Origin of the sequence: Streptomyces sp. NPDC003300, assembly GCF_040610915.1 — a bacterium.
In the GTDB taxonomy this organism is placed as follows: Bacteria; Actinomycetota; Actinomycetes; order Streptomycetales; family Streptomycetaceae; genus Actinacidiphila.
In genome coordinates this window covers 86,498-111,164 of the sequence record NZ_JBEXNE010000021.1, presented here as the reverse complement: position 1 = coordinate 111,164, position 24,667 = coordinate 86,498, and the positions used below count along the sequence as shown (strand labels likewise).

Sequence of the window (24,667 nt, the reverse complement as noted above, 5' to 3'; positions counted from 1 at the left end):
CGGCGGACGGCGGCCCCGGCCGGTCAGCGCGCCGACACGGCGTGACCGGCCGGGGCCGCGTCCTCCTCCACCGGGAGGGCGGCCGTCAGGCGGAAGCCGCCGTCGGCGGCCGGGCCCGAGGTGAGGGAGCCGCCGGCGGCGGCGAGGCGTTCGGTCAGGCCGCGCAGGCCGGTACCGGTGCGGGTCCTGATGTCGCCGTCCTGACCGGACGGCGACGGGCAGGACCCGCGGCCGTTGTCGCTGATGGTCAGATGGGCCCGGCCGCGCCCGGTGGCGAGTTCGATACGGGTCAGCGTCGCGCCGCTGTGCCGGACGACGTTGGTGACGCCCTCGCGGACGACCCAGCCGAGCAGCGCCTCGGTCTGCGGGGGCAGGGGCGGGCCCGACTCCTGGACGACGACCTCGATGTCGGAGGCGGTCAGGACGGACCGGGCCCGGTCGAGTTCGGTGGACAGGCTGCCCTCGCGGTAGCCGGTGACGGCCTCACGGATCTCGGTGAGCGCCTGGCGGCCGACCGCCTCGATGTCGGCGACCTGGGCGAGCGCCGCGTCGATGTCGCGCGGCGCGATCCGGCGCGCGGCCTCGGACTTCACCACGACCACCGACAGGGTGTGCCCGAGCAGGTCGTGCAGGTCGCGTGAGAACCGCATCCGCTCCTGGGCGACCGCGCTGCGCGCCAGCTCCTGCCGGGTCTCCCTGAGCTGGGCGACGGCGTAGGAGAGCGTGATGATCACCGAGACGACCAGGCCGGACAGGAAGGTGCCGTACGCCAGGCCCGCCGTGCCCCAGAAGCCCTGGCCGTGCGTGCTCGCGGTGACTCCGGCGGTCGCGCTCAGCGGCGTCAGCATCAGGCCGAGGCCGCGGCGGGTGGAGGCCACGGCCCCGACGCTCAGCGAGACCAGCGTGTACAGCAGCAGGAAATTCCCGCCGTAGGCGATGGCGAGCGTGGCCGTACAGACGGCCAGCGCACCCAGCAGACGGTACGGGACCGGCCCCCCGCGCCACCGCTCGTGGAAAGCCGAACGGACCGTGAACACGTACAGGAGGCAGAACAGCGCGAGGCCGCAGCCCGCGAGCCAGGGGGCGGGGACCTGGCCCTGGGCGATGTCGGTGCCGGGGCCGATGACCATCAGCAGCCAGGGGTAGAGCGCGTTGCCGTCGGGGGACTTGATGTGCTCGATCTCGCGGGCGAAGTCGTGCGGTGTGCCGCGCCGCCACCAGGCCCTGCCGCACGGCTTGTCCGTGCTCTCGGCCGGGTGGTCCGCCCCGCCGGCCGGGCGGTCGGTCACGCCTGCCGGGCGGTCGGTCACGCCGTCGGCCATGCCGCTGTTCGCCGTCATGGCGGTCACCGTCCCCGTTCGGTACGCGCTGTACGTGTCCCGGCGGGAGGTCGCCTGCCGCGTCGTCGTCATGCGGTCCGCGCACCCCGCCGGTAGGAGAGGACGGCGTAACCGGCGAAGACGACCAGCCATCCGCCGAGCACGGCCACCGTACCCGCGCCGGGCGCGTGCCGGTCAAGCACGCTCCAGCCGAGCTGGCCGAAGCGCTGGGCGGGCGTCCACTGGGAGATCCGGGCGAGCCAGCGCGGGAAGGCGTCGACCGGAATCCACAGGCCGCCGACGATCGACAGGCCCATCATGCAGGCCATGCTCGTGACGCCGGTGGTCTGCGCGGTCAGCCCGTAGCCGTTGCCGAGGCCGAGCAGGGTGAAGGGGATCGTGCCTACCCACAGCAGCAGGGCGGTGGCGACCCACTGCCACGCGGCCAGGTGCACGCCGTTCACCAGCGCCCCGGCCAGCAGGACGGCGCAGATCGCGGGCAGGACGGTCACCCCGGCGGTCAGCGCCCGGCCGACCACCACACGGAACGGGCTGAGCGGGGTGACGCGGAGCTGCCGCAGCCAGCCCAGACCCTTGTCCTCGGCGACGCCGGTCCCGATGCCCATCGACGCGCCGAGCGCGCCGTACGCCGCCATGCCGACCATGTAGTACCGCGCGTAGTCGATCTTGTCCTGGCCGTCGCCGCCGACCCCGAGGTTGGTGAAGAGCAGGTACATCAGCACGGGCATGGCGAAGCCCATGACGATGAAGCCGGGGTCGCGCAGGGCGCGCCGGACTTCGAGCTTCACGTACTCGGTCATCGGACGGCTTCCTTCTGGAGGGGATGGGCGGGGGTGGAGCGCGGCGCCGGGGATTCGGCGGCCGGGGTCCCGGTCGCCGGGTGAGGTGCGGTCAGGGTCAGGAAGGCGTCCTCCAGGCTGGCCGGGACGACCTCCAGACGGCGGACGCGGTCGCTCGCCGCGAGGGCGACGACGGTGGCGTCGGAGTCGGAGGTACGCAGCAGGGCCCGGTCGCCGCGGATCTCGACGGCGGTCACACCGGGCAGCGTGCGCAGGCCCGCGGAGCCGGACCCGGCGAGGTCGAACGAGACGAGCGTGCCGCCGACGGCCTGCTTGATCTGCTCGCCGGTGCCGTCGGCGACGGTACGGCCCTGGTCGATCACCAGGATGCGGTCGGCGTGCTCGTCGGCCTCCTCCAGGTAGTGCGTGGAGAACAGCACGGTGTTGCCGCGCGCCGCGTAACCGCGCATCGACCGCCAGAACACCCGCCGCGCCTCCACGTCGAGGGCGGCCGTCGGCTCGTCCAGCACGATCAGCTCGGGGTTGCCCGCGACGGCCAGAGCGAAGCGGAGCCGTTGCGTCTGGCCGCCGGACAGCTTGTCCACGCGGCGGCCCGCCAGCTCCGTGATCCCGGCCAGCGACAGCGCCTCGGCGACGGGCATCGGCCGCGGATACGTGGCCGCCACGAACGTCACCAGTTCCTTGACGGTGGCGCGCGGGATCGGCCGGCCGTCCTGAAGCATCGCGCCGACCCGCCCGGCCCTGACCGCCTCCTGCGGCGGGCCGCCGAACAGCCGCACCTCGCCCGCGTCCGGCCGGTCCAGGCCGAGCAGCAGGCTGATGGTGGTCGACTTCCCTGCTCCGTTACGGCCGAGCAGTGCCATCGTGCCGCCGCGCGCAATCTCCAGGTCGATCCCGGCCACGGCCCTGACCGGGCCGAAGCTCTTGTGGACGGCGGTGAAGCGGACGGCGGGCGAGGTGTCGGGCCGGGCGCCGGGCGAGGTGTCGGGCGGGGTGTCGGGCCGGGGCGTGGACGGGGTTTTCTCCATGGCCACGACGCTACGGAGGGGGGAGGGGCGGCGGGCAGAGGGGAATGTCCGCAGGGGGGCAGGACAAATGTCACGGGTGCGGTGCCCCGGCGGGCGGGGCGGCCGGGAATCCGCCGCGTCGGCGGGCGGGAAGGGCCGGGAATCCCTTCAGCTGACGAGGTGTCAGCTCTTCTCACTTCCTGGGCTTTGCGTTATACAGGGGCCATCTCTAGAACATGTTCTAGCCAGTGCCCCGGAAGTACCCGTCACCGGAAGTAGCCGCCACCGGAAGTACCCGTCACCGGAAGTACCCGTCACCGGAAGTAGCCGCCACCGGAAGTGCCCCGGAGGGACCATGCCCATCGACGTCGCCAAGGCCCTCGCGGCCGAGCCGCGCCGCACCGAAATCGCCTGGAACCACAAGGACGTTCTCCTCTACCACCTGGGGATCGGCGCCGGGCGCCCGGCCACCGACGCGGACGAACTGCGCTACACGCTGGAGAGCCGGCTGCACGTCCTGCCGAGTTTCGCCACCGTCGCGGGCGGCGGGCCCGGTTCGGTGGACGGCTCGATCGGCCCCGGCATCGACGTGGACCTCGCCGCCGTCCTGCACGGCGGCCAACGCCTCGTACTCCACCGGCCGTTGCCGGTGAGCGGCCGTGCCGTACGGACCGGATCGGTCGCCGCCGTCTACGACAAGGGCAAGGCCGCCGTCATCGTGCTGCGCTCCGAAGTGGCCGACGACGACGGGCCATTGTGGTCCTCCGACAACGAGATCTTCGTCCGCGGCGAAGGCGGCTTCGGCGGCGAACGCGGTCCCTCCCGCCGTCCGGAACCGCCAACCCGCGTGCCCGACAAGGCCGTTGACGTACCCGTCCGCGAGGACCAGGCGCTGCTCTACCGGCTGTCGGGCGACTGGAACCCGCTGCACGCCGACCCCGAATTCGCCGCCACCGCCGGATTCGACCGCCCGATCCTGCACGGACTGTGCTCGTACGGCGCCACGCTCAAGGCCGTCACCGACACGCTGCTCGGCGGCGACGTCGCCCGGATTCGTTCGTACGCGACGCGCTTCGCGGGCGTCGTCTACCCCGGCGAGACGCTGCGGGTACGGATGTGGGCGGACGGGGACGGCGGCGGCGCGGGTTCCGGCCGGATCGTGGCCGCGGTGTCGGCCGTGGAGCGGGACGAGGCGCCGGTCCTGGCGGACACCGTCATCGAGCACACCTGAGCCCGTGGGGCACACCGGGCCGCGCGCCCGGCGGCTCTCGGCTCAGCAGCTTTCGGCCCGGTCGTCGGCCGGGCCTCCGTAGCGACCACCGTCTTCGCACCATCCGAGGGGAGCCGTACCGTGCGCGCAGCCATCCAGCAGGAGACCGGCCAGGACAAGCTCGAAGTCGTCGACGACATCGAGACCGCGGGCTTCGGGCCCGGCAAGGTACGTATCCGCGTCAAGGCCACCGGACTGTGCCACTCCGACCTGTCCGCGATGAGCGGCGTCCTGCCGCAGCCCGCGCCCTTCGTGCCGGGCCACGAGGGCGCGGGCGAGGTCGCCGAGGTCGGCGAGGGCGTCACGTCCGTCACGGCGGGCGACCGCGTCCTGGTCTGCTGGCTGCCCGCGTGCGGCGAGTGCGCGTCCTGCAAGCGCGGCCAGACCGAGCTGTGCATCGCCGGATTCCTCAACGCGGGCACCGCCAACTACCGCCGCCCCGGCGCCGCTTCACCCGACGTCTTCGGTTTCGCCGGGACCGGCACCTTCGCCGAGGAGGTCGTGGTCGACGCCAGGTGCGCGGTGCCGATCCCCGACGATGTGCCGTACGAGATCGCCGCGCTGATCGGCTGCGGGGTCACCACCGGCATCGGCGCCGCCCTCAACACCGCCCAGGTGGAGGCGGGTTCGTCGGTCGCCGTGATCGGCTGCGGCGGCGTCGGGATCAGCGTCATCCAGGGCGCGCGGGCCTCGGGCGCCGCCGAGATCGTCGCCGTCGACCCGGTCGAGTCCCGCCGCGAGGCCGCCGTCCGCTTCGGCGCCACCGAGTCCGTCGACCCCGACGGCCTCGCCGACGCCAAGAACCGGCTCACCGCGGGCGAGGGCTTCGACTACGTCTTCGAGGTGGTCGGCAAGTCCGCGACCGCGCGCGCCGCGTACGACGCCACCCGGCGCGGCGGCACCCTGTGCATCGTCGGCGCGGGCGCCATGGACGACAACCTCCAGATCAACATGTTCGAGCTGTTCTTCGACGAGAAGCGCATCCTGCCGTCCCTCTACGGCGGCGGCGACGTCCTGCGCTCCTACGACCGCGTCATCCGGCTCTGGCGCGCCGGGCGCATCGACCTCGAAGGGCTGATCACGCACCGCGTGCGACTTGAGGACATCAACGAGGCGATCGACCAGATGCGGACGGGCGTCGCGCTGCGTACGAGCATCACGATCTGATGGGGGATCAGCCAATGCCGAACGGTGAACTCCCGCTCGCCGGACGGACCGCCGTCGTCACCGGGGCCGGGCGCGGACTCGGGCGCGCCGAAGCGCTCGAACTCGCCCGGCTCGGGGCGCACGTCGTCGTCAACGACTTCGGCCAGCCCGGCCGTGACGGCTCCGGCGCCTCCTCCGCCACCCCGGCGCAGGAGGTCGTCGCCGAGATCGCCGCCGCCGGCGGCAGCGCCGTCGCCCACCACGGCGATGTCGCCGACCACGAACAGGCGTCGGAACTCGTCCAGTTGGCCGTCGAGCACAACGGGCAGCTCGACATCCTCGTCAACAACGCCGGGATTCTCCGCGACCGCATGGTCTTCTCCATGACCGAGGACGAGTGGGACTCCGTCATCCGGGTGCACCTCAAAGGCCACTTCAACACCATTCGGTTCGCCGCCGCGCATTGGCGCTCGCGCGCCAAGTCCTCCGGGGCTCCGGTCTTCGGGCGCATCGTCAACACCGCGTCCGAGGCGTTTCTCGCCGGGTCGGCCGGACAGCCGAATTACGCCGCCGCCAAGGGGGGCATCGTCGGGCTCACGACGTCCACGGCGGAGGCGCTTCGGCGGTACGGGGTCACCGCCAACGCCATTTGTCCGCGGGCGCGGACGCGGATGACTCTTGATGTGTTCGGCTCTGCCGAGCCCGGGGGGCTCGATCCGCTGGCCCCCGAGCATGTCGCTCCGCTGGTCGGGTACCTTGCCGGGCCCGCTGCCGCGGGGGTGTCCGGGCAGGTTTTCGTTGTGCACGGGGGGATGGTGGCCGTTCTGCAACGGCCGGTGGTGGCGGCGCGGTTCGAGACGGCGAAGTCGGTGTTTTCGTATGGGGAGCTTGATGGGGTGTTGACGCCGTATTTCGAAGGGGGGGAGCGGGGGTCTTTCGCTGCCGTTGAGGTGTTGGGGCTGCGCCGCTCGTAGTTTTTCTTTGCCCGCCCGCCCACCCGTGCGGGTGTTTTTTCGTCTGCGGGTGCCGCTTGTGCCTGGTCGGTGCCGGTCCGGGGTACCTCCTCGAAATCCGTCTCACCTGGTCCTGGGGATTCGGTGCCGTTCCTGTTGACGTATTTCTGCGGGGGCACCCCGGCCCGTCCCCTCCGGGTACGTCGGCGTCCGCCTGTCCGGTGGGGGTTGCGGAGGGGGGTGGGTGGGCTGAGGTGCGGGGGCGGCCGACGGTCCACTGTGGTGCCGGGGCGGGGGTGGGTGGGGGTGAGGTCGTCGGCGTCCGGCCGCCGGTGGGGTGGGTGGGGGGTCGGCTCGGGTGCGTCGGCGTTCGACGGGCCGCTGTGGTGCTGGTTGCCGCCGGTTGCTACCGGTAGGGGGCTGGGGGACTGGGGGGGGTCAGGCGGGGGAATCGGTGGGGGGGTCTTCGAGGGTGTGGGAGTTGGTGAGGGTGAGGGCGCCGCCGGCGGCGATGAGGCCGACGAGGAGGGAGAGGAGGGCGTAGGTGACGCGTTCGCCGTGGAAGAAGGAGGCGACGAGGTCGCTGCTCCAGGTGCCGGGCGGGAGTTGGGTGGTGACGAGGGCGGCGATGAGGGTGCCGACCATGGCGGTGCCGACGCTGGAGCCGACTTCTTGGGCGGTGTCGTTGAGGGCGGCGCCGATGGAGGTGCGGTTGCTGGGCATGGCGTCGACGAGGGCGACGGCGCAGATCGTCATGACGGTGCGCAGTCCGATGGTCATGATCACCATGCAGACGGCGATGGCGGCGTAGCCGTGGTCGACGCCCCAGGAGAGACCGGCGAGGGCGCCGGCCAGGCAGGCAGCGCCGACGAGGCAGGCGATGCGGTGGCCGAAGCGGCGGGCGAGCCATTCGGACAAGGGGGTCGCGGCGAGCATGGTCACGATGATCGGCAGGTTGGCGAGTCCGGCGCGTACCGGGCTCCAGCCGTAGGCGTACTGGAAGTGGAGGATCAGCCCGAACATCACGCTGGCCATTGCGATGGACGTGCCGATCTGGGCGATGGCGGCGCCGCGGACAGTGCCGTTGGAGAAGAGGCTGAGGTCCAGCATGGGCGCCGGGGTGCCGCGCTCGTGGCGGACGAAGGCGATCGCGGCCACGACGGCGCCCGCGATCGACGCGAGAGTGATCGCGGAGAGCCAGCTGTGCTCGACACCGCTGGTCAGGGAGTAGCAGGCGAGCCCGATGGCGGCGACGCTCAGGACGGCGCCCGGCAGGTCGAGCTTGTCGTGGGTCAGGTCCTCCGGCCGGTCGGCCGGGACGCCGAGCCGGACGCCGACGCACGCGATGACGGCGATGGGGGCGTTGACGACCAGCAGCCATTCCCAGCGCACATGCGCCAGCGCGGTGCCGCCGAGCAGCGGTCCGAGGACGAAGCCGGACATGCCGACGACGATCATCACCGTCATCGCGCGCATGCGCAGGGCCTTGTCGTCGAACAGCCGGAAGACCAGTGAGTTCGTGATCGGCGCCATCGCCGCGGCGGCGACGCCGAGCGCGGCCCGCAGGGCGATGAGTTGGCCCGCCGTGGTGACGAGGACGACGCACAGGCTCAGCGAGCCGAACACGGCGAGTCCGACCAGCAGCACCCGGCGGCGCCCGAGCCGGTCGGCCATCGACCCCGCCGTGAGCAGCAGGCCGCCGAAGGTCAACGAGTACGCCCCGGTGACCCACTGAAGCGCGGTCGTCCCGCTGCCGAGGTCGCGGCCGATCGTCGGCAGCGCGATCGACAGCAGCGTGTTGTCGACCATCTCGACGAAGAAGGCCAGGCAGAGGGCGGCCAGCGGAATCCACGCCGCGCTCAGGGACGGGTAGGTGTGTGACGTTTTCTCAAGCGTGGGAGTGGTCATGGCAGTCCTCCAATCGAACGTCATTCGGTTATCGAACAACGTACGATCCGCTACGATAGAACAACGTTCGATACGACGCAAGATCGCGATGGGGATGTGAGCCATGGCACGCCTGCAAGACCGCTCGACCCAGGGACGCCGACGGGCTTCTCACTCGATGGAGTCCGTCCTCACGGAGGCCGTGGCCCTCCTGGACGAGGCCGGGGCGCCCGGCCTGACCTTCCGCGCCCTCGCGCAGCGCCTCGGCGGCGGCGTCGCCAGCATCTACTGGTACGTCGAGAGCAAGGACGAACTACTCGACCGCGCCACCGATCACGCGATGGGCGCGATCCTCGCCGACGTCGAGGCCCTTCCGCGGAGCGACGACCCGATCGACGACCTTCGCGCCATGGCCCTGCGCCTCTTCGACGCGATCGTCCGCCGGCCCTGGCTCGGCGCCTACTTCATGCGCAACACCGACGTGCAGGCCAACTCCCTGCTCGTCTACGAGAAGCTCGGCGAACAGACCCTCCGCCTCGACCTCACGGCCCGGCAGCGCTTCCACGCCGTCTCCGCGATCGTCGGCGTCGTCGTCGGCTCCGCCGTCGACCTCGGCCAGGAACCTCCGCCGGAAGTCCTCAACGGCGCCGTCAACCGCGACGAATTCCTCGGCCGCTTCGCCAAGACCTGGCGCGAACTCGACCCCGCCGACTTCCCCTTCGTCCACGAAATCGTCGACGAATTCGACGGCCACGACGATATCGACCAATTCCGCGCCGCCCTAGACCTCACCCTGACCGGCCTCCGCCTCCAAGCCAAAGCCAAAGCCTGAGTCGGCGACCTGAGTCGGCCCCGCCCCCGCGCGCCGAGGACGGGGCTCCCATAAGCCTGCGGCGCCCCCACCCCCGGCCGCCGACGCACCCGAGCCCCCCTCCCGCCTACGCGGGCGGGTCGACGGCGGACAGGCGGACCGGAGCCCACCCCCCTCCCGGCACCCCCACCGGACAGCAGGCCGCCGACGTACCGGAGCCCACCCACCCCCTCCCCGGCAACCCCCACCGGACAGGCGGACGCCGACGTACCGGAGCCCACCCACCCCCGCCCCGGTACCGCAGCGGACCGTCGGCCGCCCCCGTACCCCAGCCCACCCACCCCCCTCCCGGCAACCCCCACCGGACAGGCGGACGCCGACGTACCCGGAGGGGACGGGCCGGGGTGCCCCCGCAGAAATACGTCGACAGGAACGGCACCGAATCCCCAGGACCAGGTGAGACGGATTTCGAGGAGGTACCCCGGACCGGCACCGACCAGGCACAAGCGGCACCCGCAGACGAAAAAACACCCGCACGGGTGGGCGGGCGGGCAAAGAAAAACCCGCTAATCGTCCGAAGGACGCCGATGCTTCCCCTGAGGCTGAGCCTCCCCCTCCTCAGAGGAAGAAGCAGGCCCCCGGTGGCGCCCCGAGCTGTCCCCGGACCCCCCGTGGTCGTGAGAGGAACGCGCGTCGGACGTCATCTTCTTGAATCTCCCCGAAATCCCCGTGGAACAACGAACCGGCCTACGCCGAAAGCGCGCGAACAAACTCGACCCGGACTGCGGCGAAGCCGCCCCGCGGTGGTCACGCGGAGTGCCCGGATGCGCGGCTTCGGGTGAGTCTACTGGCGGGGTCGACGTCACGGTCATGGGGGTCACCCCGCCTTGGCGGCAGCCAGCGGCGCCTGCTGAAGCGGCAGCACCCGCCAGGGCAGCCGCGTCGGCGCGGGCAGAGCCGCACCGGAAGAGCCGAGGCCGGCGGAGGAACCGAGGCCACCGGAAGAGCCGAGGCCGGCGGAAGAACCAGGCCCGGGCAGAGCGGCGGGCACCGCACCCCGCCCACGCCGAGACCCCGAAGCCCCGGCCGCAGGCCGCACCCGTGGCGCCTCGTACGGCGCCACCCCGCAAGGCCACTCCGGCACCGAACACGGCAGCCGCAGCAAATCGTCGGCCCCCCAGTACCCCGTCGCCCCCAGCCACCCCGGAGGGGACGCCCGCCAGTGCAGCCGCCGCTCACCCGGCCGCCACAGCGCCAGCGACTCCGCCCCGCCCGGCGCCTCCGCGCGGAGCGCGACCACCGCCGCCTCGGGCATCAGGATCTGCCCCGGTTGCGCGGCGACCGGCGTGAGCAGGATGCCCGGCACCTGGAGCGCGTCGGGGAAACGTACCGGCCGACGGCTGCCGAGGACGCCCCAGCCGAGCCGCGCCTCCCCGGTGGCGTCGCTGCGCAGGAGCAGCAGCCCGCTGTCGGGTTCCGCGAGGACGAGCCGGTCGTCGCTGTCCTCGGTGATCTGGAGGAGCGGGCTGGCCTCGCCGAGTCGCAGGTCGACGGCGACGGCCTTGGTGCGGCCGGCGAGCGTACGGTCGACGGCGAGCAGCCGCCCCGTACGGTCGAGCCAGACGCCGCCGGTGCAGCGGCCGGGCACGCGCATGACGGCGACGGGCCCGTCCTTCCCGGCGCCGTACACCTGCCAGACGGTCGTGACCCCGTCCCCCTCAGCAGAGTCCCCCTCCCCGGAACCCCCCTCGCCAGAGCCCCCACCAGCGGAGCCCCTCTCGCCGGAACCCCTCTCGCCGGAACCCCCCTCGTACACGAGCGCGAAAGCCGCCCCACCCAAGGGGCACGGGGGAAGAAGCGTTACTGCATCCCCGCCGAGCGACCCGATCGGCACCTCCCCGGTACCGGCCCCCGCCGGATACAGCAGCGCCAGGTCGTGGCGGTCGGCGACCCGTCGCCGGATCAGGACGCGGCCGTCGGGCAGCGGTACGACCTGTGTCCCGGCCTCCTCCGGCTGGGCGCCGGGCAGCGGCACCGCGTACGGCTCGGGCCCGAGCGTCCACCGCTCGGGGAACCAGCCGCTGACGCCGCCCCCGCCGTACTCGTCCACGTCCCCGTCCCCCTCCGGCGCGGGTACGCGAGCCTCGGCGAGGCAGGCCGCGTACGACCCGTCCGCGGCGATCGTGAAGCCCGACCGGCGCAGTACGCGGACGGCCGGGGGGATCTCCATGGCACGGGCACTGGCATCTGTACTGGCGCTCATATGACTCACCCACCTCCGGCACAGGACCGTAGTTTTCCTTTTTCCGGACGATCAACGCGACTCGGTGCGGTTCACACGTAAGAGTGCGGGTTTTCCCGTTCTGCTCCGCGCGAAGGGGCAGATGTGCTCCGCCCGGCGAGCGGTCGCGCTCCCCGCGGACCTCGGATGCGCCCCGCGCGCCCTTGACTCACGGGTGCCGAACGGGTGCCGAACGGGTGCCGAACGGGTGCCGAACGGGTGCCGCACGGTTGACGGACCGGCCCGCGCACCCGTCGTGGCACCCCCCGGCGCCCGCGGTCACGGCGTACGGCATCCGGCGGACACGGGCGGCCAGGTAACCTTCCTACCGTGCCCACACTGTCCGACGTCATCGCCGCGCTCGACGCCCTCTGGCCCCCGGAGCTGGCCGAGGCGTGGGACGCCGTCGGCCTGGTCTGCGGCGAGCCCGAGGCCGAGGTCGGACGCGTGCTGTTCGCCGTCGACCCGGTGCGGGAAGTCGTCGACGAGGCGGTACGGATCGGCGCGGACCTGCTGGTCACGCACCACCCGCTCTATCTGCGCGGTACGACGACGGTGGCGCCGACCGGCCCGGCCGGTTTCAAGGGCCGCGCCGTCCACGACCTGATCAGGAACGGGGTCGCGCTGCACGTCGCGCACACCAACGCCGACCGCGCCGACCCCGGCGTCTCGGACGCCCTGGCCGCCGCGCTCGGCCTGCGGATCACCGGCCCGCTCGTACCCGACCCCACCGACCCCGCGGGCCGCCGCGGCCTCGGCCGGATCGGCGAGACCGCCGCACCGCTGACGCTGGCCGAATTCGCGCAGCGGGCGGCGCGAGGGCTGCCGCGTACCGCCACCGGGCTGCGGATCGCCGGCGACCCGCAGGCCACGGTCCGTACGGTCGCGGTCTGCGGCGGCTCGGGCGACAGTCTCTTCGCCGAGGTCCGCGCGGCGGGCGTCGACGCGTACGTCACCGCCGACCTGCGCCACCACCCGGTCTCCGAGGCGCGCGAGTCCGGCCCGCCCGCGCTGGTCGACGCCGCGCACTGGGCCACCGAGTGGCCGTGGTGCGAGCAGGCCGCCGCGCAGCTCGACGAGATCTCCGACCGGCACGGCTGGGCGCTGCGCACCCATGTCTCGTACGCGGTCACCGACCCGTGGACAGCGCACGCTGTCGCCCCGGAGCGCTCGGACACCCCGGAATTCCGGGGCGGCCGGGAACTCCCGCAATCCACTTCCCGCCCTTCCAGCCGCACAGGAGCCCCCCGCTGAACGCCGAGCCCGCCGACCAGATCCGACTTCTCGAAGTCCAGGCCCTCGATTCGCGTATCGCGCAACTCGACCACAAGCGCAAGACCCTGCCCGAGCACGCCGAGCTGGAGCGGCTCGGCGCCGACCTCGCGCAGCTCCGTGACCTGCTGGTCGCCGCGCAGACCGAGGAGAGCGACACCGCGCGCGAGCAGACCAAGGCCGAGCAGGACGTCGACCAGGTACGCCAGCGTTCCGCCCGCGACCAGCAGCGTCTGGACTCCGGCGCGGTCACCTCGCCGAAGGACCTGGAGAACCTCCAGCGCGAGATCACCTCGCTCGCCAAGCGGCAGGGCGACCTGGAGGACGTCGTGCTGGACGTCATGGAGCGCCGCGAGGGCGCCCAGGAGCGCGCCACCGAACTGGCCGCGCGCGTCGAGTCCGTCCAGGCCAAGGTCGCCGAGGCCGAGGCCCGCAAGTCCGCCGCCATCGAGAGCATCGACGCGGAGGGCTTCACGGCGGCCAAGGAGCGCGAGGTCATCGCCGGGACCGTGCCCGACGACCTGATCAAGCTGTACGACAAGCTCCGCGGGCAGCAGGGCGGCGTCGGCGCGGCGCGGCTCTACCAGAAGCGCTGCGAGGGCTGCCGCCTCGAACTCAACATCACCGAGCTGAACGAGGTCAGGGCCGCGCCCGCCAACACCGTCGTACGGTGCGAGAACTGCCGCCGGATTTTGGTGCGTACGGCCGAGTCCGGCCTGTAGTGGCGTTGGTTCACGAGGGTGCGGCGCCCGACATGGCGGCGCCCACCACCTTCGTCCTGCTGCGGCACGGTGAGACCGCGCTGACGGGGGAGAAGCGGTTCTCCGGGAGCGGCGGAAGCGATCCGTCGCTGTCGGCCGCCGGGCGGCGCCAGGCCGAACGGGCCGCGGCGGCGCTGGCCGTACGCGCCGAAGGGCCGGTGCGCGCCGAGGAGTCGGTGCGCGCCGAGGGGCGACTGAGTGAAGGCCACGGCATCGAGGCCGTCGTCAGCTCGCCGCTCGCCCGCTGCCGGGAGACCGCCCGGATCGCCGCCGACCGCCTCGGCCTGGACGTCCACCTCGAAGAGGGCCTGCGCGAAACGGACTTCGGGGCCTGGGACGGCCTCACCTTCGCCGAGGTACGGGACCGGCAGCCCGCCGAACTCACCGCCTGGCTCGGCTCACCCGACGTCCCGCCGCCCGGCGGCGAGAGCTTCACCGACGTCGCCGCCCGCGTCGCCGCGGCCCGCGACGCGCTGCTGACCGCCCACCGCGGCCGTACCGTCCTGCTCGTCAGCCACGTCACCCCGATCAAGACGCTCGCGCGCCTCGCCCTGGACGCGCCGCCCGAAGCGCTCTTCCGCATGTACCTCGCCCCGGCGTCGCTCTCGGAGGTGGCGTACTACGCGGACGGCAACGCGTCGCTGCGGTCGCTGAACGAGACGGCCCACCTGCGGTGAACGGGCCTTTCCCGTACGGGCTTTCTCCGTACGGGCCTTCTCCGTACGGCTATTGAGGGCGTCAGCCCCGCAGCGTCGCCGCCTCGCGCGCCAGGCTCTCCACGAGATCCCACCGCCGGGACCGCACCGCGTCGCCCGGAACCATCCACGTACCGCCGACGCACCCCACGTTCGGCAGCGCCAGGTACTCGGGCGCGCGGGCCGCGTCGATGCCGCCCGTCGGACAGAAGCGGGCCCGGGGGAGCGGTGAGGCCAGGGAGCGGAGGTACGCGACGCCGCCCGCCGCCTCGGCGGGGAAGAACTTCATGTCGGTGACGCCGCGTTCGAGCAGCCCGAGCGCTTCCGAGGCGGTCGAGACGCCCGGCAGGAACGGCACGCCCGCGCCGCGCATCGCGTCGAGGAGGCGGTCCGTCCAGCCGGGGCTGACCAGGAAACGGGCCCCCGCGCCCACGGCCGCGTCCGTCAACTCCGGCGTCAGCACCGTGCCCGCGCCGACCACCGCGCCGGGGACGCCGTCCGCGACGGCCCGGATCGCGTCCAGGGCGGCGGGCGTCCGCAGCGTGATCTCGATCGCGGGCAGCCCGCCCGCCACCAGCGCCCGCGCCAGCGGTACGGCGTCCGCCGCGTCCTCCAGGACGACCACAGGGATGACGGGGGCGAGGTCGAGCACGGAAGTCATGCCCGTCATCCTGCCTGGCGGGCGCCAGCGTGCGCAACGGCCGTTGCGCAGGGTGCAACGAGGGTCTTGCTCCGTACCGTCGCGCCGCGCGCCTCAGTGGATCTCGCGCACCAGGACGTCGAGCCGTCCCGTACCCGGCTGCTCCTCCACCGTGAAACCCAGCTTCCGCAGCGTTCGCGCGAGGCCCTTGGGGTCCTTCGGCCGGGCGCCGGACTCCAGCAGGGCGCGGACCAGACGGCCCTTGGTGGCCTTGTTGAAGTGGCTGACGACCGTCCGCTTCTCGACCCCGCCGACCACCGTCACCTGGAGCACGCGGACCGTCGCCGTACGCCCGGCGACCTCCCCGGCCGGCTTCCAGGCGCCCGCGTACGACGACGAGCGCAGGTCGAGCACCAGGCCGTCGCCCGCCTCGGCCGGCAGGACATCGGCCATCTGCCGCCGCCAGTACGCCGCCAGGCCGCCGACGCCGGGCAGCTTCACGCCCATCGAGCAGCGGTAGGAGGGGATGCGGTCGCCGAGCCGTACCGCGCCCCACAGCCCGGAGAACACCAGCAGCGACTCCTCGGCTCGGCGCCGCGCCGCCCGTCCGAGCGTCGCCAGGCCCAGCGCGTCGTACAGCACTCCGGTGTACAGCTCCGCCGCGGGCATCGCGGGCGCCGTCCGCAGCGCCGCGTTCTTGGCGACCTCGCCGCGCAGGCCGGGGCTGAGCCCCAGCACCTCCGCCGCCTTCTCCTCGTCGCCCGAGCACAGCTCCACCAGCTCGTCGAGGACCGTCGCCCGCGCCTCGTTCAGCCCCGGCAGCGACAGCGAGTCCAGCGCGACCGCGGCCCCCGTCCCTCCGGTGGCCTTCCCCTCGGACGGCGGCAACAGGACGAGCACGGCATCTCCCTCATACGGTTCTTGCGGTTCGTACGGTCCAGGCGGTCGTACGGTGCGCGGGGTCGTACGGCTCGCGCTCGGGCTGCCCGCGCCTGGTCGGGGGGCCCGCACCAGAGTAGGACCTGGGCGGGCCGCCCACGGGACCTGTCCGGCCGCGCCCGGCCGGACGCCCCGGCGGGCGGCCGTACGCTCGCCGCCGACCCCGCGGTGCTCTTCGCCCCCGCGCAGCCACTACCATGGTCCACACGGCAGACGAGCCGAGCGGACGGCCGCGTGGAGCCCTTTCGGGGGCTTCCCGAGGAACGTCCGGGCTCCACAGGGCAGGGTGGTGGCTAACGGCCACCCGGGGTGACCCGCGGGACAGTGCCACAGAAAACAGACCGCCGGGGATCTCGGTCCCCGGTAAGGGTGAAACGGTGGTGTAAGAGACCACCAGCGTCCAGGGTGACCTGGACGGCTAGGTAAACCCCACCCGGAGCAAGGTCAAGAGGGCGTCGTAGCGATACGGCACCCGCGCGGACGTTCGAGGGCTGCCCGCCCGAGTCCGCGGGTAGACCGCACGAGGCCGGTGGCAACGCCGGCCCTAGATGGATGGCCGTCTCCCGGCCGGCCGCGAGGCCGCCCGGCGACAGAACCCGGCGTACAGCTCGACTCGTCTGCCGCCCCTAGTCCTGACCAGCAAAAAGGCCCTACTGGAAAAGATCCAGTAGGGCCCTGGGGAGAATCTGGGGAGAACAAGAACGGCTTGAGCCTTCTAAGGCACAGCTTCGGCTTCCTCGCCGGGGGCGGACTCCGCCTCACCCGACAGCCACCGGCCAAGAGCCTGGATGGCACGCCGCCCGGACTTCGGCATGAAGTGCACGTAAGTCCGGAGAGTGAATGCCGGATCGGAGTGCCCGAGCCACGCGGCCAGTTGAGTGATTGTCTCACCCGCAGCCAGGACCACGCTAGCGAACGTATGCCGCAGCACGTGGAAGCCGTCCTCCCGCGGCATCTCCCACGCGATCCGCTTCCACGCCCGCCCGCTCCTGCCCATCACCATCTCGAAGGCCGGTGCAGGCAGCACCCCGGCGCGGACGAGGGCAGGCTTCCACTGCTTGTCGTCGAACGTCATCCGGTTCAGCGCCCCGCCGTTTTTCCCGGTGGTCCTGGAAGTGGTCACAAGGAGACGTACTGTCCGCTTCGGACGGGACTCCCAGGCGAGGCTCGGCCGGTCCGGGTCCACCCAGGGCAGCGTCACCTCCACCGGCGGGAACCTGTCGGCGTGCGCCTTCACCGCGGCTGCCAGTTCCGGGGGGCACGGTGCGTCCCGCTCCTTGTTGCCCTTCGGCGGCGCGAACGCCAGCCTCCCGCGCACGACGATGATCTGCCGCGTCACGTGGATGACCTCACCCTCGATGTCGCCCGGGGCGAACCCGAACGCCTCGCCCTGCCGGAGTCCGGCTGCAACAGCGAGGTCGATCAGCACCTGGTACCGGTCTGCGACCTCGCGCCGGACGGCGGCTACCGTCTCGTGCTCCCACGCCTTCGCCTTGGACTTGGGCACCGCCGGGGCTTTGAGGTCCGGATCCCGGAACGGGTTGACGGGTATCCGCTTCGCCTTGTGTGCCGCCTGCATGATCGAGGAGAAGTGCCGCCACGCCACCACGAGGGTGCCCACATCGATGTCCTGCTCGGCGCGCGTCTGCCACGCCCGGATCTCATCGAACCCGATGCGGTTCAGAGGCAGGTGGCCGACGTGCGGAAGGATGTGCTTGAAGACCCGCGACTCCATCGACTGCTTAGTCGTCGGCGGCTGCCGGAGGTGGGGCCACCAGTGAACGCGCACGTACTCGTCCAGGAGCATGGAGCCGTCACGCGGATCGTAGAAGGCACCGCGGGTCGTATCCGTAGCCGCAGTCTTCAGCCAGTTCTTCGCCCCGCGCTCGCCCTCAAGGTTCTCGAACGAGCGGTCACGCACGCCAGGAATCCCGGCCACCCGCCAGCGCTTCCCCTTGCCGTAGCGGTCTGTCCTCTCCCGCGTCGGCTTTTTCGTCTTAGGGTCGACGGGACCTTTGCGATACCACCTGTCCTCGATGTACCCCGCCACGGCGGCCTCCCTCGCTCTCGGGCGAGTTCATCGAGATGATGTCGCCTCGCCACAACTGGAACCACTGGCCGCCGGCCAGCATGGCTGCGGTGGCCGAGTTGAGGGCGGCGACACCCTCGGGGACGAAGAGCCCGCGGGCCAGACGGTAGACCACGTCGCCGCGGCGCTCGGCCACCTCGACGGGCATCTCTGGGTCAAGGTCGTCGATTACGTACCGGATGGACAGCATGCGCAACCCCCCAACTTCACTTCTGAGACGCCGGGGCGGCTGGGTCAAGGCTGGCCGACGTCGTGAAGAACTTGTGCGGATGAGGCAACTTACTGCCTCCGCAATGGTCGCACAACGGTCGGATGTAGAGCCATTCGTGACACTTAATCAGATCATCTGCCAGACGGTCACGCGCGTCGTGGGCGGCCGGCTGCTACTCGTCGTCCGGTTCCCGCTCCGAAGCCTCGATCATGCGGCGCCATCTGCGGCGGGCGGCAGGATCCATCCCGGCCAGGTGGGCGACGATGATGCGTGTCTCCTCGTCGTAACCCGCGAGTTCCGTGGTGCGGTAGTCCATGTACTGCTCGGCCGCGGCGCGCTGAACGAGTCTGAGGGGTTTTGCAAGGCCGGCGGCGATGGCGCGCAGACGTGCTTCGGTCGGCGGGGTCGTCACGTTGTTGGCTGCGAGCTTCTGGAAGTAGGGCTTCGACAGGGGCTCGGCGGCTTCCTGGGACTGGTCCGCCATCTTCTGGAAGCTCACGCCGGAGTCGTTGACCTCCCGGACGAGGCGGCTCAGGGGGTCGCGGTCCATAGACCTGACGTCCTCCGGTAGGGCGCTGGGGGGCGTGTTGCGGTTGAGGTTGGGGGCTGGGGCCTCCATGCCGCCGTCCTTTCGCGTCTCATCCACACCGACCGTCTCTCATGTGATTCGCCGCGACTCTACAAATAGCAGGTCAGGGCGTACAACCGTTTCGCTGTAAAGACGATTCGTCTACGGGTCGATGGTAGCGATCCGGTGTCGCCAGGGATACAGCAGATCTGGTCGGTCGAATCTGTAGACGCGACGGTTCTAGTGTGATTCGATACTCACATCGAGAGCCGAAACGTTCCGATGGAGAACCGCTTGAGAGTCCGATACGAACTCCGCGACCGAGAGATGCTCCGCAAGCTCATGGAGCACCCTGGGCGGGGGGTCCCGCACAGTACGCGCACCATCGCTACGGCCGTTGACTGCCATCACTCGCTGATCGGCAGGCTCCTCGACGGCACCCAGGAGACATGTGACATGGAAACCGCACACCGCATCGCGGAGGCCGTTGGTGTCGCTGTGCTGGTCCTTTTCGCGCCCCCTGCGTCTCCCAAGTGAACCAAAGCGGCTACCGATCAGTACCCCCCACGTGAAGGAGAACCCAGTGCCCGTCACCCAGACGCAGAAGCCCCCGCCGGGCTTCGTGTTCATCGAGGACTACGAAGACGAGGACGGAAACGTCACCCCGGGCGTCGCTTCCCGCCTCGGCATCAGCGTCAGCACCTACAAGAAGTGGCGGTTGGCCAAAAAGGGACCGAAGACGTTCCGCCACGGCAAGCGCGTCATGGCCCGAGAGTCCGTGGTCGACGCCTGGCTTGCCGGACTCGGAGAGAGCGACGGGGATGCGGCGGACGAAACCGCCGCGCACGACGCTCGCCCGCCGGAGCCGCGCGTAGGCCGTCAGCGCCGTGCACGCCACGACGACGCGGACGCCAACGCCGCTTAGCCCCCCGGGCCGCCGCCGGTTTCTTCCCGGTCCCCGGCAACGGCCCTCGATCCACCACTGACCCTTGAAGAGAGAGGTGGACCATGACCATGGTCCCATCAGCCGAACCGCGCGAGGTCGTACAGCTCGACCTGTCTGCGGGTTCGATCCACACCACGCTGGTCGACGGTGCTCCGCACATCGTGCTGAAGCCCGCGATCGAAGACCTGGGCTTGAGCTACGCCGCCCAGTACCGCAAGCTCCAGACTCGTTCCTGGGCCTCCGTTGCCCAGACGGCAATGCAGGTGCCCGGCGACGACCAGGTTCGCTCGCACATCACGGTTCCTGTCCGCACGTTCCTGATGCTCCTCGCGAACGTCAACGAGAACCGCGTGAAGGACGAGGTCCGCCCGACGCTGGTCGCGTTCCAGAACGAGACGGCCGACGCCATCGAGTCGTACTGGACGCAGGGCGGGGCGATCAACCCGCGGGCGTCCGAGGAACAGCTCGACTCGCTGATCTCCCGCGCGAAGCAGCAGGCCGAGGTGCTGGCGATCCTCACGGGGGTTGTTGACTCGGACTGGCTGGAGACGAAGGGCCGCATGCTGGCCGCCCGCGTTTTGGGCGAGGAGCCTGAGCTGGACCCGCTGGACATTCCGATGTATGTGCCGGACTTCCTGAATGGGAAGGGTCTCAACCGGCGGCAGGTCGAGTCGGTGCAGTCGTGGTTCGGCCGACGTGCTGCCGCCTTGTATGAGGCGGAGCACGGCGAGAGGCCGGGGAAGCGTCAGTCGGATCTGCCGAATGGCAGTGTGCGTGAGACCTACGCGTGGACGGCCCGTCACTTGGGGTTGTTCGAGGAGACGTGGGACCGCTACTACGCCGACCAGTTCCCGACCGGCCCGGCTCAGGGTGAGCTTGGCGGTGCGGCATGAGCGCAAACTGGTTCCCCTCGTTGTCCGCGAACTGGTTCCCGTCCGCCGCGCCTTCGGGTGGTGTGCGATGACTGCTGACCTGACGTCGACGGCCCGCCTGGATGTGCCGGTGGCTGAGGTGACGACGTTGGTGGACCGTCTGCGGTTGTCGTTGCCGCTGGATGATCCGGACCGTCACGACCTGGACCCGCTGGACGGCCTGTTCGCGCATCTCGCGCCCGGCTACCCGGCCGAGACCGTGGTGGTGACGCTGTGAGCGCGCGCGAGGAGTACATCGCGGCCCTGCGGGAGTTCGCGGACTTCCTGGAAGCGAATGAGGACGTGCGGGAGCCGCACGGGCAGCGCTTTCTGCTGTCACTCAGTACGAACGCTGCGGTGGAGGAGTTCGCTGCCGCGCATGGCCTGGAGGTGTCGTATGACGCCGACGGCAACAGTGAGGCTCCGATGCTGTTCGGCCCGATCACGTTCCTGGCCTACGGATACGCCGACTTCGATGCGCACTGCGAGCTGACCGCCGAGCGGAACGCCCGGACGTGGGCTGAGCGCAAGGGCATGACGATCGTTCCGGCACCCGAGGCGGGTGATGAAGCGTGAGCGCCCCGATGAGCCCGGAGCGGCTCGCCGAGATCGCGGCTCGCGCTGTGGCCGCTGAGGATGGCTGGCACGTCGTCCCTGTCGAGGACGACCCGCACCACTTCGAGATCCATGGGGACGGCCCGACTCTCGTGGCCGCGTTCGGTGGCGACTCCTACCCGGTGCGCGAGAACGCCCAGTTCGCCGCCGCCGCCCGCCGGGACGTGCCGGAGCTGCTGGCAGAGGTCGAGCGGCTGCGGTCGCTGCTCCACGACGTGCAGCGGATCGCCCGTACCCGCATCGCGGAGGCCAAGGGCCGGATCGCCGAGTTGGAGGCGGTGGCGGATGCCGCCGATCCGACGGCCGCTATCCGTGCCACGGTCCGCGACTTCGACTTCAGCAACTACGGCCTGGACGACGTCGACCCCCGCAGCGAGTACGCCGAGTGGGTTGGTGACCTCGCTTCCGCTATCGCGGGTGCGATCAGCGCAACCGCCGAGGCGGGTGATCCCCGGTGACCAGTCTCTTCATGGACCGCGACGGTGAGGTCTGGCGCGGGTACGGCACGGATGCCTCGTCGGGTGAACTGCTGCTGGCGTGCGACGAACCGCGGAACGCGGACGACCGCGGCACGGGTCCGTCGTTCCCCTGGACGGCCCGCACGGTCGCCATGTGGTTCGGGCCGCTGGCTGAGGTGACGGCGGAGGACGCGGAGCAGGCGCAGTTGGCCGCAGTGGATGCGGCGCTGCACGAGGTGTACGGCCTGGACGACTCGGCGTGGACTGCGGCTCAGACCGCCGACTACCTGCTCCGTATCGACGGCGTGCATGCCCGGTTCCGCCCGCAGTTCGGGAGGGCCGCCTGATGGACGCACTGAAGATTGCCGGGGCCCGGAGCCTCACGGCAGACAACCCGGAGGCGTTCCTCCTGGCGTTCAATGCGGGTTTGCATGCGGCCGAACTGGATGTGGATTCGGCCCGGTTCCTGCGGTCGCTGCTGGTGGACGGTCACGCGTCGTCGGCTGCCGGGTTCCTGGAGGGGCTGGCTGCGGCGAACGCTGCCGCCGGTCTGCCGACGGAGTGCGCGGACCCGTTCTGGAAGCGCAACCAACTGGGCCGGCGGGTGACCGCATGAGCGCCCGTGACGAACTCCGGAAGTACGCCAACCTCCTGGCCGACTCCTGGACCCCGCCCCAGAAGACCACTGACCGGGTGGAATGGCTCTACGGGCAGGTCCGCGCCGAGGTGCTGGCCGAGGCTGCGGACCTTGCTGAGGAGTTCCAGAACGACGCGGATGACGCGGCGGCGTACCACCACGGCGGGTTGACCGACTCGGAGACCGCCGCTCACATCGCGGTCCGTCGCGTTGCCGCACACCTGCGGCAGATCGCCAAGCCCGCCCCCTCCACGACGCCCGAGGAGGGCGACCACTCATGACCGTTACCCGTACTTCCGCTGAGATCTTCGCTCGGGCTCAGGCCGCCGACGACCTGTTCGGCTGGGCGCAGGAAGTTCTCCTGAACTACTGCGACTACGAGACAGTGCTGCCGCTCCTCAATGACGGAGTGACCGCCGAGGAATGGGCGAAGGTCGCCAGCGACCCGGCGAAGGTCGGTGAGGCGGCCCGCAAGTACCACCTCCTCGCCCTCGGCAAGATCGCCGCAGAGCGGGGCATCTCCGCCGAGCGGTCCGTGATCAAGCTGCGTGAGTTCGCGTGGCTGATGGGCCGCGACGACGTGATCGCCGCCATGGATGCCGCGCCGTACCCGGAGTACGGGGCCCCGAAGGTCGCCGTATTCGGGCAGCTCATGGGCTACGCCACCGAGACGGCGGGTGCGTGATGAGCCGCAGCTTGAAGTGGGTGCGCCGCAACTACAACGTGCCCGCTTTCACCGGTCTGACGGTCACGTACCAGGGTCAGCCTGCCGTGGTCATGGGCGGCCACCGCCAGTACGTGCGGGTCCTCCCGGCGGGCAAGAAGCGGGCCGCCGTGGTTCACCCGCTGAACCTGACGTACCCGACCGTGCCGCTGCCGCCCCGGCCGCGTGGCTGGTGCTGGCACTGCCTGGAGGAGCGCGCCCTGCGCCTGGACGGCACTGTCGTCCGTCACCTCCGCAACGGCCACGAGCACTTCCCCGTCGTACAGCGCCTGTGCCCCGGTGCCCTCGACACCCCGTGGGCTGTCTGCTCCTGGACCATCCCCGCCGCGACCGAGGAGGCCGCCGCATGAGCAGCTTGAGCGAGCCGTTGCTCGCGGACATGACCCCGCAGACCTGCCGGGCCGGTACGCACGCGGACTGGGCGGTCGACTCGGAGCACGACCACGCCTGCCCCTGGTGCCGCATCGCGGAGCTGGAGGCGAAGCTCCACGCGATCGGGATGACGCGGACGTGGCGGCTGGAGAACGGCAAGAAGTTCCTCTACGTCGAGGACGTAGCCGGAATCCTGTTCGACTTCGCACCCGAGGGCGTACCGGGTGATCCCCGGTGATTGCTCTGCTGGTGGTCCTCGCCGTGATCGTCGTGGCCGTGGCGGTCGCCTGCCTGTGGGCCGCCGGAACCCCGTGCCCGGCCTGCGACCAGCCCGCCATGGACTGCCGCTGCCCCGTCCACGCCGGCGAACGCGCCGAACTCGCCCTCCTTGCGGGCGAGGCCGACCCGGACTTCGTCGCCACCCAAGCCGCCGGATACGGCGAAACCGCCGACGAATGGGCTACCCGCACCGGCACACAACCCACCCGGCACCAGCGCCCCGCCAACCTGCCGCTGCCCACGCCCCACAAGGAGGCGTCATGACCACAATCGCCCAACGCGCGGCAACGGACAACGCGGGACACGGCCTCCGCGCTTGGCTCCGGCGTCACCTCCAGCCCAGCGCCGACGGCAGCCGCCTCCAAACCGCAGCCGAGATCGAGCGCCTGCAACTGCTTCTGAAGCGGGCGGAGGCCACAGACATCGGGGCACTGGAACACGAGCTGACGCAGAAGGTGCTCCAACTCGCTGGTGCCGACGAACTGATCAAGGGCCAGCGCCTCATCATCCAGGAGCTGAACGCCCAGCTTGCCCAGGCGGCAGCCGACCACGTCGATCAGAGCGTATGGGAGAAGCAGTTCACCGAGGCTGTCAAGGAGAACGACCGACTCACGGCGGAGAACCGCAAGCTGCGGTCCGAAATCCAGAACCTGGGCTCCATCGACGTGGCGCCGATGCACCGCGACACGACGATGCCGGAGCCGGTCGCGCCGCTGTACGAGCGGACCCTCACCGACCTCGGGTACCCGCGCGACCCGGAGCCGGACGGGGAGACCACCCAGCAGTTCCGGGTCAGCACCCTCGCGGAAGCCGCAGCCGGAGGCGCCCTGTGACTGTCGACGGCCTGCTGTACAACCCGACCATCCCGGACCCGGCGGTCCTCACGATCGACGGCCCAGAGTTCTACGCCACCGACTGGGCGGCGGGCCTCGACCCGATCAGCCGCCACATCCCCGGCTGCTACCTCGGCGACCTGGGCCTCCAGGACGCCTGCGCCTGCCAGCCCCCGCTGTAACCCACCCCGCACGCCTGGGGCTGGTCGTGTCACCCCGACC

The 24,667-nt window shown here is 71.3% G+C and carries 30 protein-coding genes, 1 other RNA gene and 1 pseudogene; 22 read left to right on the top strand and 10 right to left on the bottom strand.

Annotated elements, in window-relative coordinates; translation table 11 throughout:
• Positions 1–23: 23 nt before the first annotated feature.
• The 3 genes from ABZX65_RS27290 to ABZX65_RS27280 are packed head-to-tail and all read right to left on the bottom strand — an operon-like array spanning position 24 to position 3,168.
• Entirely contained in the window at positions 24–1,412 is a 1,389-nt protein-coding gene (locus tag ABZX65_RS27290; protein WP_355345347.1) for a sensor histidine kinase, read from the bottom strand.
• Positions 1,409–2,140, bottom strand: coding sequence for an ABC transporter permease (locus ABZX65_RS27285; RefSeq protein ID WP_355345344.1), 732 nt, complete (start codon positions 2,138–2,140; stop codon positions 1,409–1,411). Before ABZX65_RS27285 ends, ABZX65_RS27290 begins: the two co-directional genes overlap by 4 nt.
• A complete protein-coding gene (locus ABZX65_RS27280; RefSeq protein ID WP_355345341.1) occupies positions 2,137–3,168 on the bottom strand; it encodes an ABC transporter ATP-binding protein in 1,032 nt (343 codons plus the stop codon). Before ABZX65_RS27280 ends, ABZX65_RS27285 begins: the two co-directional genes overlap by 4 nt.
• A 334-nt stretch (positions 3,169–3,502) precedes the next feature.
• Between ABZX65_RS27280 and ABZX65_RS27275 the strand changes: the two genes are divergently transcribed.
• The 3 genes from ABZX65_RS27275 to ABZX65_RS27265 all read left to right on the top strand — a co-directional run bounded on the left by ABZX65_RS27275 (position 3,503) and on the right by ABZX65_RS27265 (position 6,537).
• The gene (locus ABZX65_RS27275; protein WP_355345338.1) at positions 3,503–4,378 is read left to right on the top strand and encodes a MaoC/PaaZ C-terminal domain-containing protein; all 876 of its coding nucleotides are present in this window, start codon (positions 3,503–3,505) and stop codon (positions 4,376–4,378) included.
• A gap of 120 nt (positions 4,379–4,498) precedes the next feature.
• Positions 4,499–5,584 (top strand): Zn-dependent alcohol dehydrogenase, encoded by a 1,086-nt coding sequence (locus ABZX65_RS27270; RefSeq protein WP_355345335.1) that lies wholly within the window; start codon positions 4,499–4,501, stop codon positions 5,582–5,584.
• The gene (locus ABZX65_RS27265) at positions 5,584–6,537 is read left to right on the top strand and encodes a 3-oxoacyl-ACP reductase (RefSeq protein ID WP_355345332.1); all 954 of its coding nucleotides are present in this window, start codon (positions 5,584–5,586) and stop codon (positions 6,535–6,537) included. The genes ABZX65_RS27270 and ABZX65_RS27265 overlap by 1 nt, the downstream gene beginning before the upstream one ends.
• 417 nt (positions 6,538–6,954) lie before the next feature.
• Here the strand turns inward: ABZX65_RS27265 and ABZX65_RS27260 are convergent, their stop codons facing one another.
• Positions 6,955–8,424 carry an MFS transporter gene (locus tag ABZX65_RS27260; protein WP_355345329.1) on the bottom strand — a complete coding sequence of 490 codons (1,470 nt, stop codon included), beginning with the start codon at positions 8,422–8,424 and terminating at the stop codon, positions 6,955–6,957.
• Between the two features lie 157 nt (positions 8,425–8,581).
• Here ABZX65_RS27260 and ABZX65_RS27255 point away from each other — a divergent pair, with 157 nt between their 5' ends.
• Positions 8,582–9,235, top strand: a complete 654-nt coding sequence (locus ABZX65_RS27255) for a TetR family transcriptional regulator (RefSeq protein WP_355345326.1) — start codon at positions 8,582–8,584, stop codon at positions 9,233–9,235.
• An 856-nt stretch (positions 9,236–10,091) separates the two neighbouring features.
• Here the strand turns inward: ABZX65_RS27255 and ABZX65_RS27250 are convergent.
• Positions 10,092–11,444, bottom strand: a complete 1,353-nt coding sequence (locus ABZX65_RS27250; protein ID WP_355345450.1) for a hypothetical protein — start codon at positions 11,442–11,444, stop codon at positions 10,092–10,094.
• Between the two features lie 381 nt (positions 11,445–11,825).
• Between ABZX65_RS27250 and ABZX65_RS27245 the strand changes: the two genes are divergently transcribed.
• The 3 genes and pseudogenes from ABZX65_RS27245 to ABZX65_RS27235 all read left to right on the top strand — a co-directional run.
• Positions 11,826–12,749 carry a Nif3-like dinuclear metal center hexameric protein gene (locus ABZX65_RS27245; RefSeq protein WP_355345323.1) on the top strand — a complete coding sequence of 308 codons (924 nt, stop codon included), beginning with the start codon at positions 11,826–11,828 and terminating at the stop codon, positions 12,747–12,749.
• Complete coding sequence (locus tag ABZX65_RS27240; RefSeq protein WP_355345447.1) at positions 12,746–13,489, top strand: C4-type zinc ribbon domain-containing protein; 744 nt, start codon at positions 12,746–12,748, stop codon at positions 13,487–13,489. The genes ABZX65_RS27245 and ABZX65_RS27240 overlap by 4 nt, the downstream gene beginning before the upstream one ends.
• A 20-nt stretch (positions 13,490–13,509) precedes the next feature.
• Positions 13,510–14,205: pseudogene (locus ABZX65_RS27235) on the top strand (histidine phosphatase family protein); the annotation flags it as partial.
• 61 nt (positions 14,206–14,266) lie between these two features.
• On the opposite strand, the gene eda reads toward ABZX65_RS27235, so the two are convergent.
• Both eda and yaaA read right to left on the bottom strand, forming a co-directional pair.
• Positions 14,267–14,884 (bottom strand): bifunctional 4-hydroxy-2-oxoglutarate aldolase/2-dehydro-3-deoxy-phosphogluconate aldolase, encoded by a 618-nt coding sequence (gene eda, locus ABZX65_RS27230; RefSeq protein WP_355345320.1) that lies wholly within the window; start codon positions 14,882–14,884, stop codon positions 14,267–14,269.
• 93 nt (positions 14,885–14,977) lie between these two features.
• Positions 14,978–15,763: a peroxide stress protein YaaA gene (gene yaaA, locus ABZX65_RS27225; RefSeq protein ID WP_355345317.1), complete on the bottom strand. Its 786-nt coding sequence runs from the start codon at positions 15,761–15,763 to the stop codon at positions 14,978–14,980.
• A gap of 253 nt (positions 15,764–16,016) precedes the next feature.
• Here yaaA and rnpB point away from each other — a divergent pair.
• Positions 16,017–16,422, top strand: an RNA gene (rnpB, locus tag ABZX65_RS27220) — RNase P RNA component class A.
• Between the two features lie 95 nt (positions 16,423–16,517).
• Here the strand turns inward: rnpB and ABZX65_RS27215 are convergent.
• The 3 genes from ABZX65_RS27215 to ABZX65_RS27205 form a co-directional block, all read right to left on the bottom strand.
• A complete protein-coding gene (locus ABZX65_RS27215; RefSeq protein WP_355345314.1) occupies positions 16,518–17,852 on the bottom strand; it encodes a site-specific integrase in 1,335 nt (444 codons plus the stop codon).
• Entirely contained in the window at positions 17,800–18,081 is a 282-nt protein-coding gene (locus tag ABZX65_RS27210) for a hypothetical protein (protein WP_355345311.1), read from the bottom strand. The genes ABZX65_RS27215 and ABZX65_RS27210 overlap by 53 nt, the downstream gene beginning before the upstream one ends.
• Positions 18,082–18,274: 193 nt before the next feature.
• On the bottom strand, positions 18,275–18,721 hold the full coding sequence (locus tag ABZX65_RS27205) for a hypothetical protein (RefSeq protein ID WP_355345308.1): 447 nt from the start codon (positions 18,719–18,721) through the stop codon (positions 18,275–18,277).
• Between the two features lie 532 nt (positions 18,722–19,253).
• On the opposite strand from ABZX65_RS27205, the gene ABZX65_RS27200 reads away from it, so the two are divergent.
• The 14 genes from ABZX65_RS27200 (at position 19,254) to ABZX65_RS27135 (ending at position 24,627) form a co-directional block, all read left to right on the top strand.
• The gene (locus tag ABZX65_RS27200; RefSeq protein ID WP_355345305.1) at positions 19,254–19,595 is read left to right on the top strand and encodes a hypothetical protein; all 342 of its coding nucleotides are present in this window, start codon (positions 19,254–19,256) and stop codon (positions 19,593–19,595) included.
• Positions 19,596–19,678: 83 nt separating this feature from the next.
• A complete protein-coding gene (locus tag ABZX65_RS27195; protein WP_355345302.1) occupies positions 19,679–20,509 on the top strand; it encodes a phage antirepressor N-terminal domain-containing protein in 831 nt (276 codons plus the stop codon).
• 67 nt (positions 20,510–20,576) lie between these two features.
• Positions 20,577–20,765, top strand: coding sequence for a hypothetical protein (locus ABZX65_RS27190; protein ID WP_355345299.1), 189 nt, complete (start codon positions 20,577–20,579; stop codon positions 20,763–20,765).
• Complete coding sequence (locus tag ABZX65_RS27185) at positions 20,762–21,103, top strand: hypothetical protein (protein ID WP_355345296.1); 342 nt, start codon at positions 20,762–20,764, stop codon at positions 21,101–21,103. The genes ABZX65_RS27190 and ABZX65_RS27185 overlap by 4 nt, the downstream gene beginning before the upstream one ends.
• Complete coding sequence (locus ABZX65_RS27180; RefSeq protein ID WP_355345293.1) at positions 21,100–21,600, top strand: hypothetical protein; 501 nt, start codon at positions 21,100–21,102, stop codon at positions 21,598–21,600. Before ABZX65_RS27185 ends, ABZX65_RS27180 begins: the two co-directional genes overlap by 4 nt.
• Positions 21,597–21,947, top strand: coding sequence for a hypothetical protein (locus tag ABZX65_RS27175; protein ID WP_355345290.1), 351 nt, complete (start codon positions 21,597–21,599; stop codon positions 21,945–21,947). The genes ABZX65_RS27180 and ABZX65_RS27175 overlap by 4 nt, the downstream gene beginning before the upstream one ends.
• Positions 21,947–22,216 (top strand): hypothetical protein, encoded by a 270-nt coding sequence (locus ABZX65_RS27170; protein ID WP_355345287.1) that lies wholly within the window; start codon positions 21,947–21,949, stop codon positions 22,214–22,216. Before ABZX65_RS27175 ends, ABZX65_RS27170 begins: the two co-directional genes overlap by 1 nt.
• Complete coding sequence (locus tag ABZX65_RS27165; protein ID WP_355345284.1) at positions 22,213–22,518, top strand: hypothetical protein; 306 nt, start codon at positions 22,213–22,215, stop codon at positions 22,516–22,518. The genes ABZX65_RS27170 and ABZX65_RS27165 overlap by 4 nt, the downstream gene beginning before the upstream one ends.
• Complete coding sequence (locus tag ABZX65_RS27160; protein ID WP_355345281.1) at positions 22,515–22,922, top strand: hypothetical protein; 408 nt, start codon at positions 22,515–22,517, stop codon at positions 22,920–22,922. The genes ABZX65_RS27165 and ABZX65_RS27160 overlap by 4 nt, the downstream gene beginning before the upstream one ends.
• The gene (locus tag ABZX65_RS27155) at positions 22,922–23,311 is read left to right on the top strand and encodes a hypothetical protein (RefSeq protein WP_355345279.1); all 390 of its coding nucleotides are present in this window, start codon (positions 22,922–22,924) and stop codon (positions 23,309–23,311) included. Before ABZX65_RS27160 ends, ABZX65_RS27155 begins: the two co-directional genes overlap by 1 nt.
• On the top strand, positions 23,308–23,571 hold the full coding sequence (locus tag ABZX65_RS27150) for a hypothetical protein (RefSeq protein WP_355345276.1): 264 nt from the start codon (positions 23,308–23,310) through the stop codon (positions 23,569–23,571). The genes ABZX65_RS27155 and ABZX65_RS27150 overlap by 4 nt, the downstream gene beginning before the upstream one ends.
• Positions 23,568–23,876 (top strand): hypothetical protein, encoded by a 309-nt coding sequence (locus ABZX65_RS27145; RefSeq protein ID WP_355345274.1) that lies wholly within the window; start codon positions 23,568–23,570, stop codon positions 23,874–23,876. Before ABZX65_RS27150 ends, ABZX65_RS27145 begins: the two co-directional genes overlap by 4 nt.
• Positions 23,873–24,445 (top strand): hypothetical protein, encoded by a 573-nt coding sequence (locus tag ABZX65_RS27140; protein ID WP_355345271.1) that lies wholly within the window; start codon positions 23,873–23,875, stop codon positions 24,443–24,445. Before ABZX65_RS27145 ends, ABZX65_RS27140 begins: the two co-directional genes overlap by 4 nt.
• Positions 24,442–24,627: a hypothetical protein gene (locus tag ABZX65_RS27135; RefSeq protein ID WP_355345268.1), complete on the top strand. Its 186-nt coding sequence runs from the start codon at positions 24,442–24,444 to the stop codon at positions 24,625–24,627. The genes ABZX65_RS27140 and ABZX65_RS27135 overlap by 4 nt, the downstream gene beginning before the upstream one ends.
• Positions 24,628–24,667 lie beyond the last annotated feature (40 nt).

What these genes read in the sequence shown, in the direction of transcription:
- ABZX65_RS27290 (WP_355345347.1), bottom strand. Translation starts at nt 1,412, where the DNA reads ATGACGACGACGCGGCAGGCGACCTCCCGCCGGGACACGTACAGCGCG.
- ABZX65_RS27285 (WP_355345344.1), bottom strand. Translation starts at nt 2,140, where the DNA reads ATGACCGAGTACGTGAAGCTCGAAGTCCGGCGCGCCCTGCGCGACCCC.
- ABZX65_RS27280 (WP_355345341.1), bottom strand. Translation starts at nt 3,168, where the DNA reads ATGGAGAAAACCCCGTCCACGCCCCGGCCCGACACCCCGCCCGACACC.
- ABZX65_RS27275 (WP_355345338.1), top strand. Translation starts at nt 3,503, where the DNA reads ATGCCCATCGACGTCGCCAAGGCCCTCGCGGCCGAGCCGCGCCGCACC.
- ABZX65_RS27265 (WP_355345332.1), top strand. Translation starts at nt 5,584, where the DNA reads ATGGGGGATCAGCCAATGCCGAACGGTGAACTCCCGCTCGCCGGACGG.
- ABZX65_RS27260 (WP_355345329.1), bottom strand. Translation starts at nt 8,424, where the DNA reads ATGACCACTCCCACGCTTGAGAAAACGTCACACACCTACCCGTCCCTG.
- ABZX65_RS27255 (WP_355345326.1), top strand. Translation starts at nt 8,582, where the DNA reads ATGGAGTCCGTCCTCACGGAGGCCGTGGCCCTCCTGGACGAGGCCGGG.
- ABZX65_RS27250 (WP_355345450.1), bottom strand. Translation starts at nt 11,444, where the DNA reads ATGGAGATCCCCCCGGCCGTCCGCGTACTGCGCCGGTCGGGCTTCACG.
- eda (WP_355345320.1), bottom strand. Translation starts at nt 14,884, where the DNA reads ATGACTTCCGTGCTCGACCTCGCCCCCGTCATCCCTGTGGTCGTCCTG.
- ABZX65_RS27210 (WP_355345311.1), bottom strand. Translation starts at nt 18,081, where the DNA reads ATGCTGTCCATCCGGTACGTAATCGACGACCTTGACCCAGAGATGCCC.
- ABZX65_RS27205 (WP_355345308.1), bottom strand. Translation starts at nt 18,721, where the DNA reads ATGGAGGCCCCAGCCCCCAACCTCAACCGCAACACGCCCCCCAGCGCC.
- ABZX65_RS27195 (WP_355345302.1), top strand. Translation starts at nt 19,679, where the DNA reads ATGACCATGGTCCCATCAGCCGAACCGCGCGAGGTCGTACAGCTCGAC.
- ABZX65_RS27190 (WP_355345299.1), top strand. Translation starts at nt 20,577, where the DNA reads ATGACTGCTGACCTGACGTCGACGGCCCGCCTGGATGTGCCGGTGGCT.
- ABZX65_RS27170 (WP_355345287.1), top strand. Translation starts at nt 21,947, where the DNA reads ATGGACGCACTGAAGATTGCCGGGGCCCGGAGCCTCACGGCAGACAAC.
- ABZX65_RS27165 (WP_355345284.1), top strand. Translation starts at nt 22,213, where the DNA reads ATGAGCGCCCGTGACGAACTCCGGAAGTACGCCAACCTCCTGGCCGAC.
- ABZX65_RS27160 (WP_355345281.1), top strand. Translation starts at nt 22,515, where the DNA reads ATGACCGTTACCCGTACTTCCGCTGAGATCTTCGCTCGGGCTCAGGCC.
- ABZX65_RS27155 (WP_355345279.1), top strand. Translation starts at nt 22,922, where the DNA reads ATGAGCCGCAGCTTGAAGTGGGTGCGCCGCAACTACAACGTGCCCGCT.
- ABZX65_RS27150 (WP_355345276.1), top strand. Translation starts at nt 23,308, where the DNA reads ATGAGCAGCTTGAGCGAGCCGTTGCTCGCGGACATGACCCCGCAGACC.
- ABZX65_RS27140 (WP_355345271.1), top strand. Translation starts at nt 23,873, where the DNA reads ATGACCACAATCGCCCAACGCGCGGCAACGGACAACGCGGGACACGGC.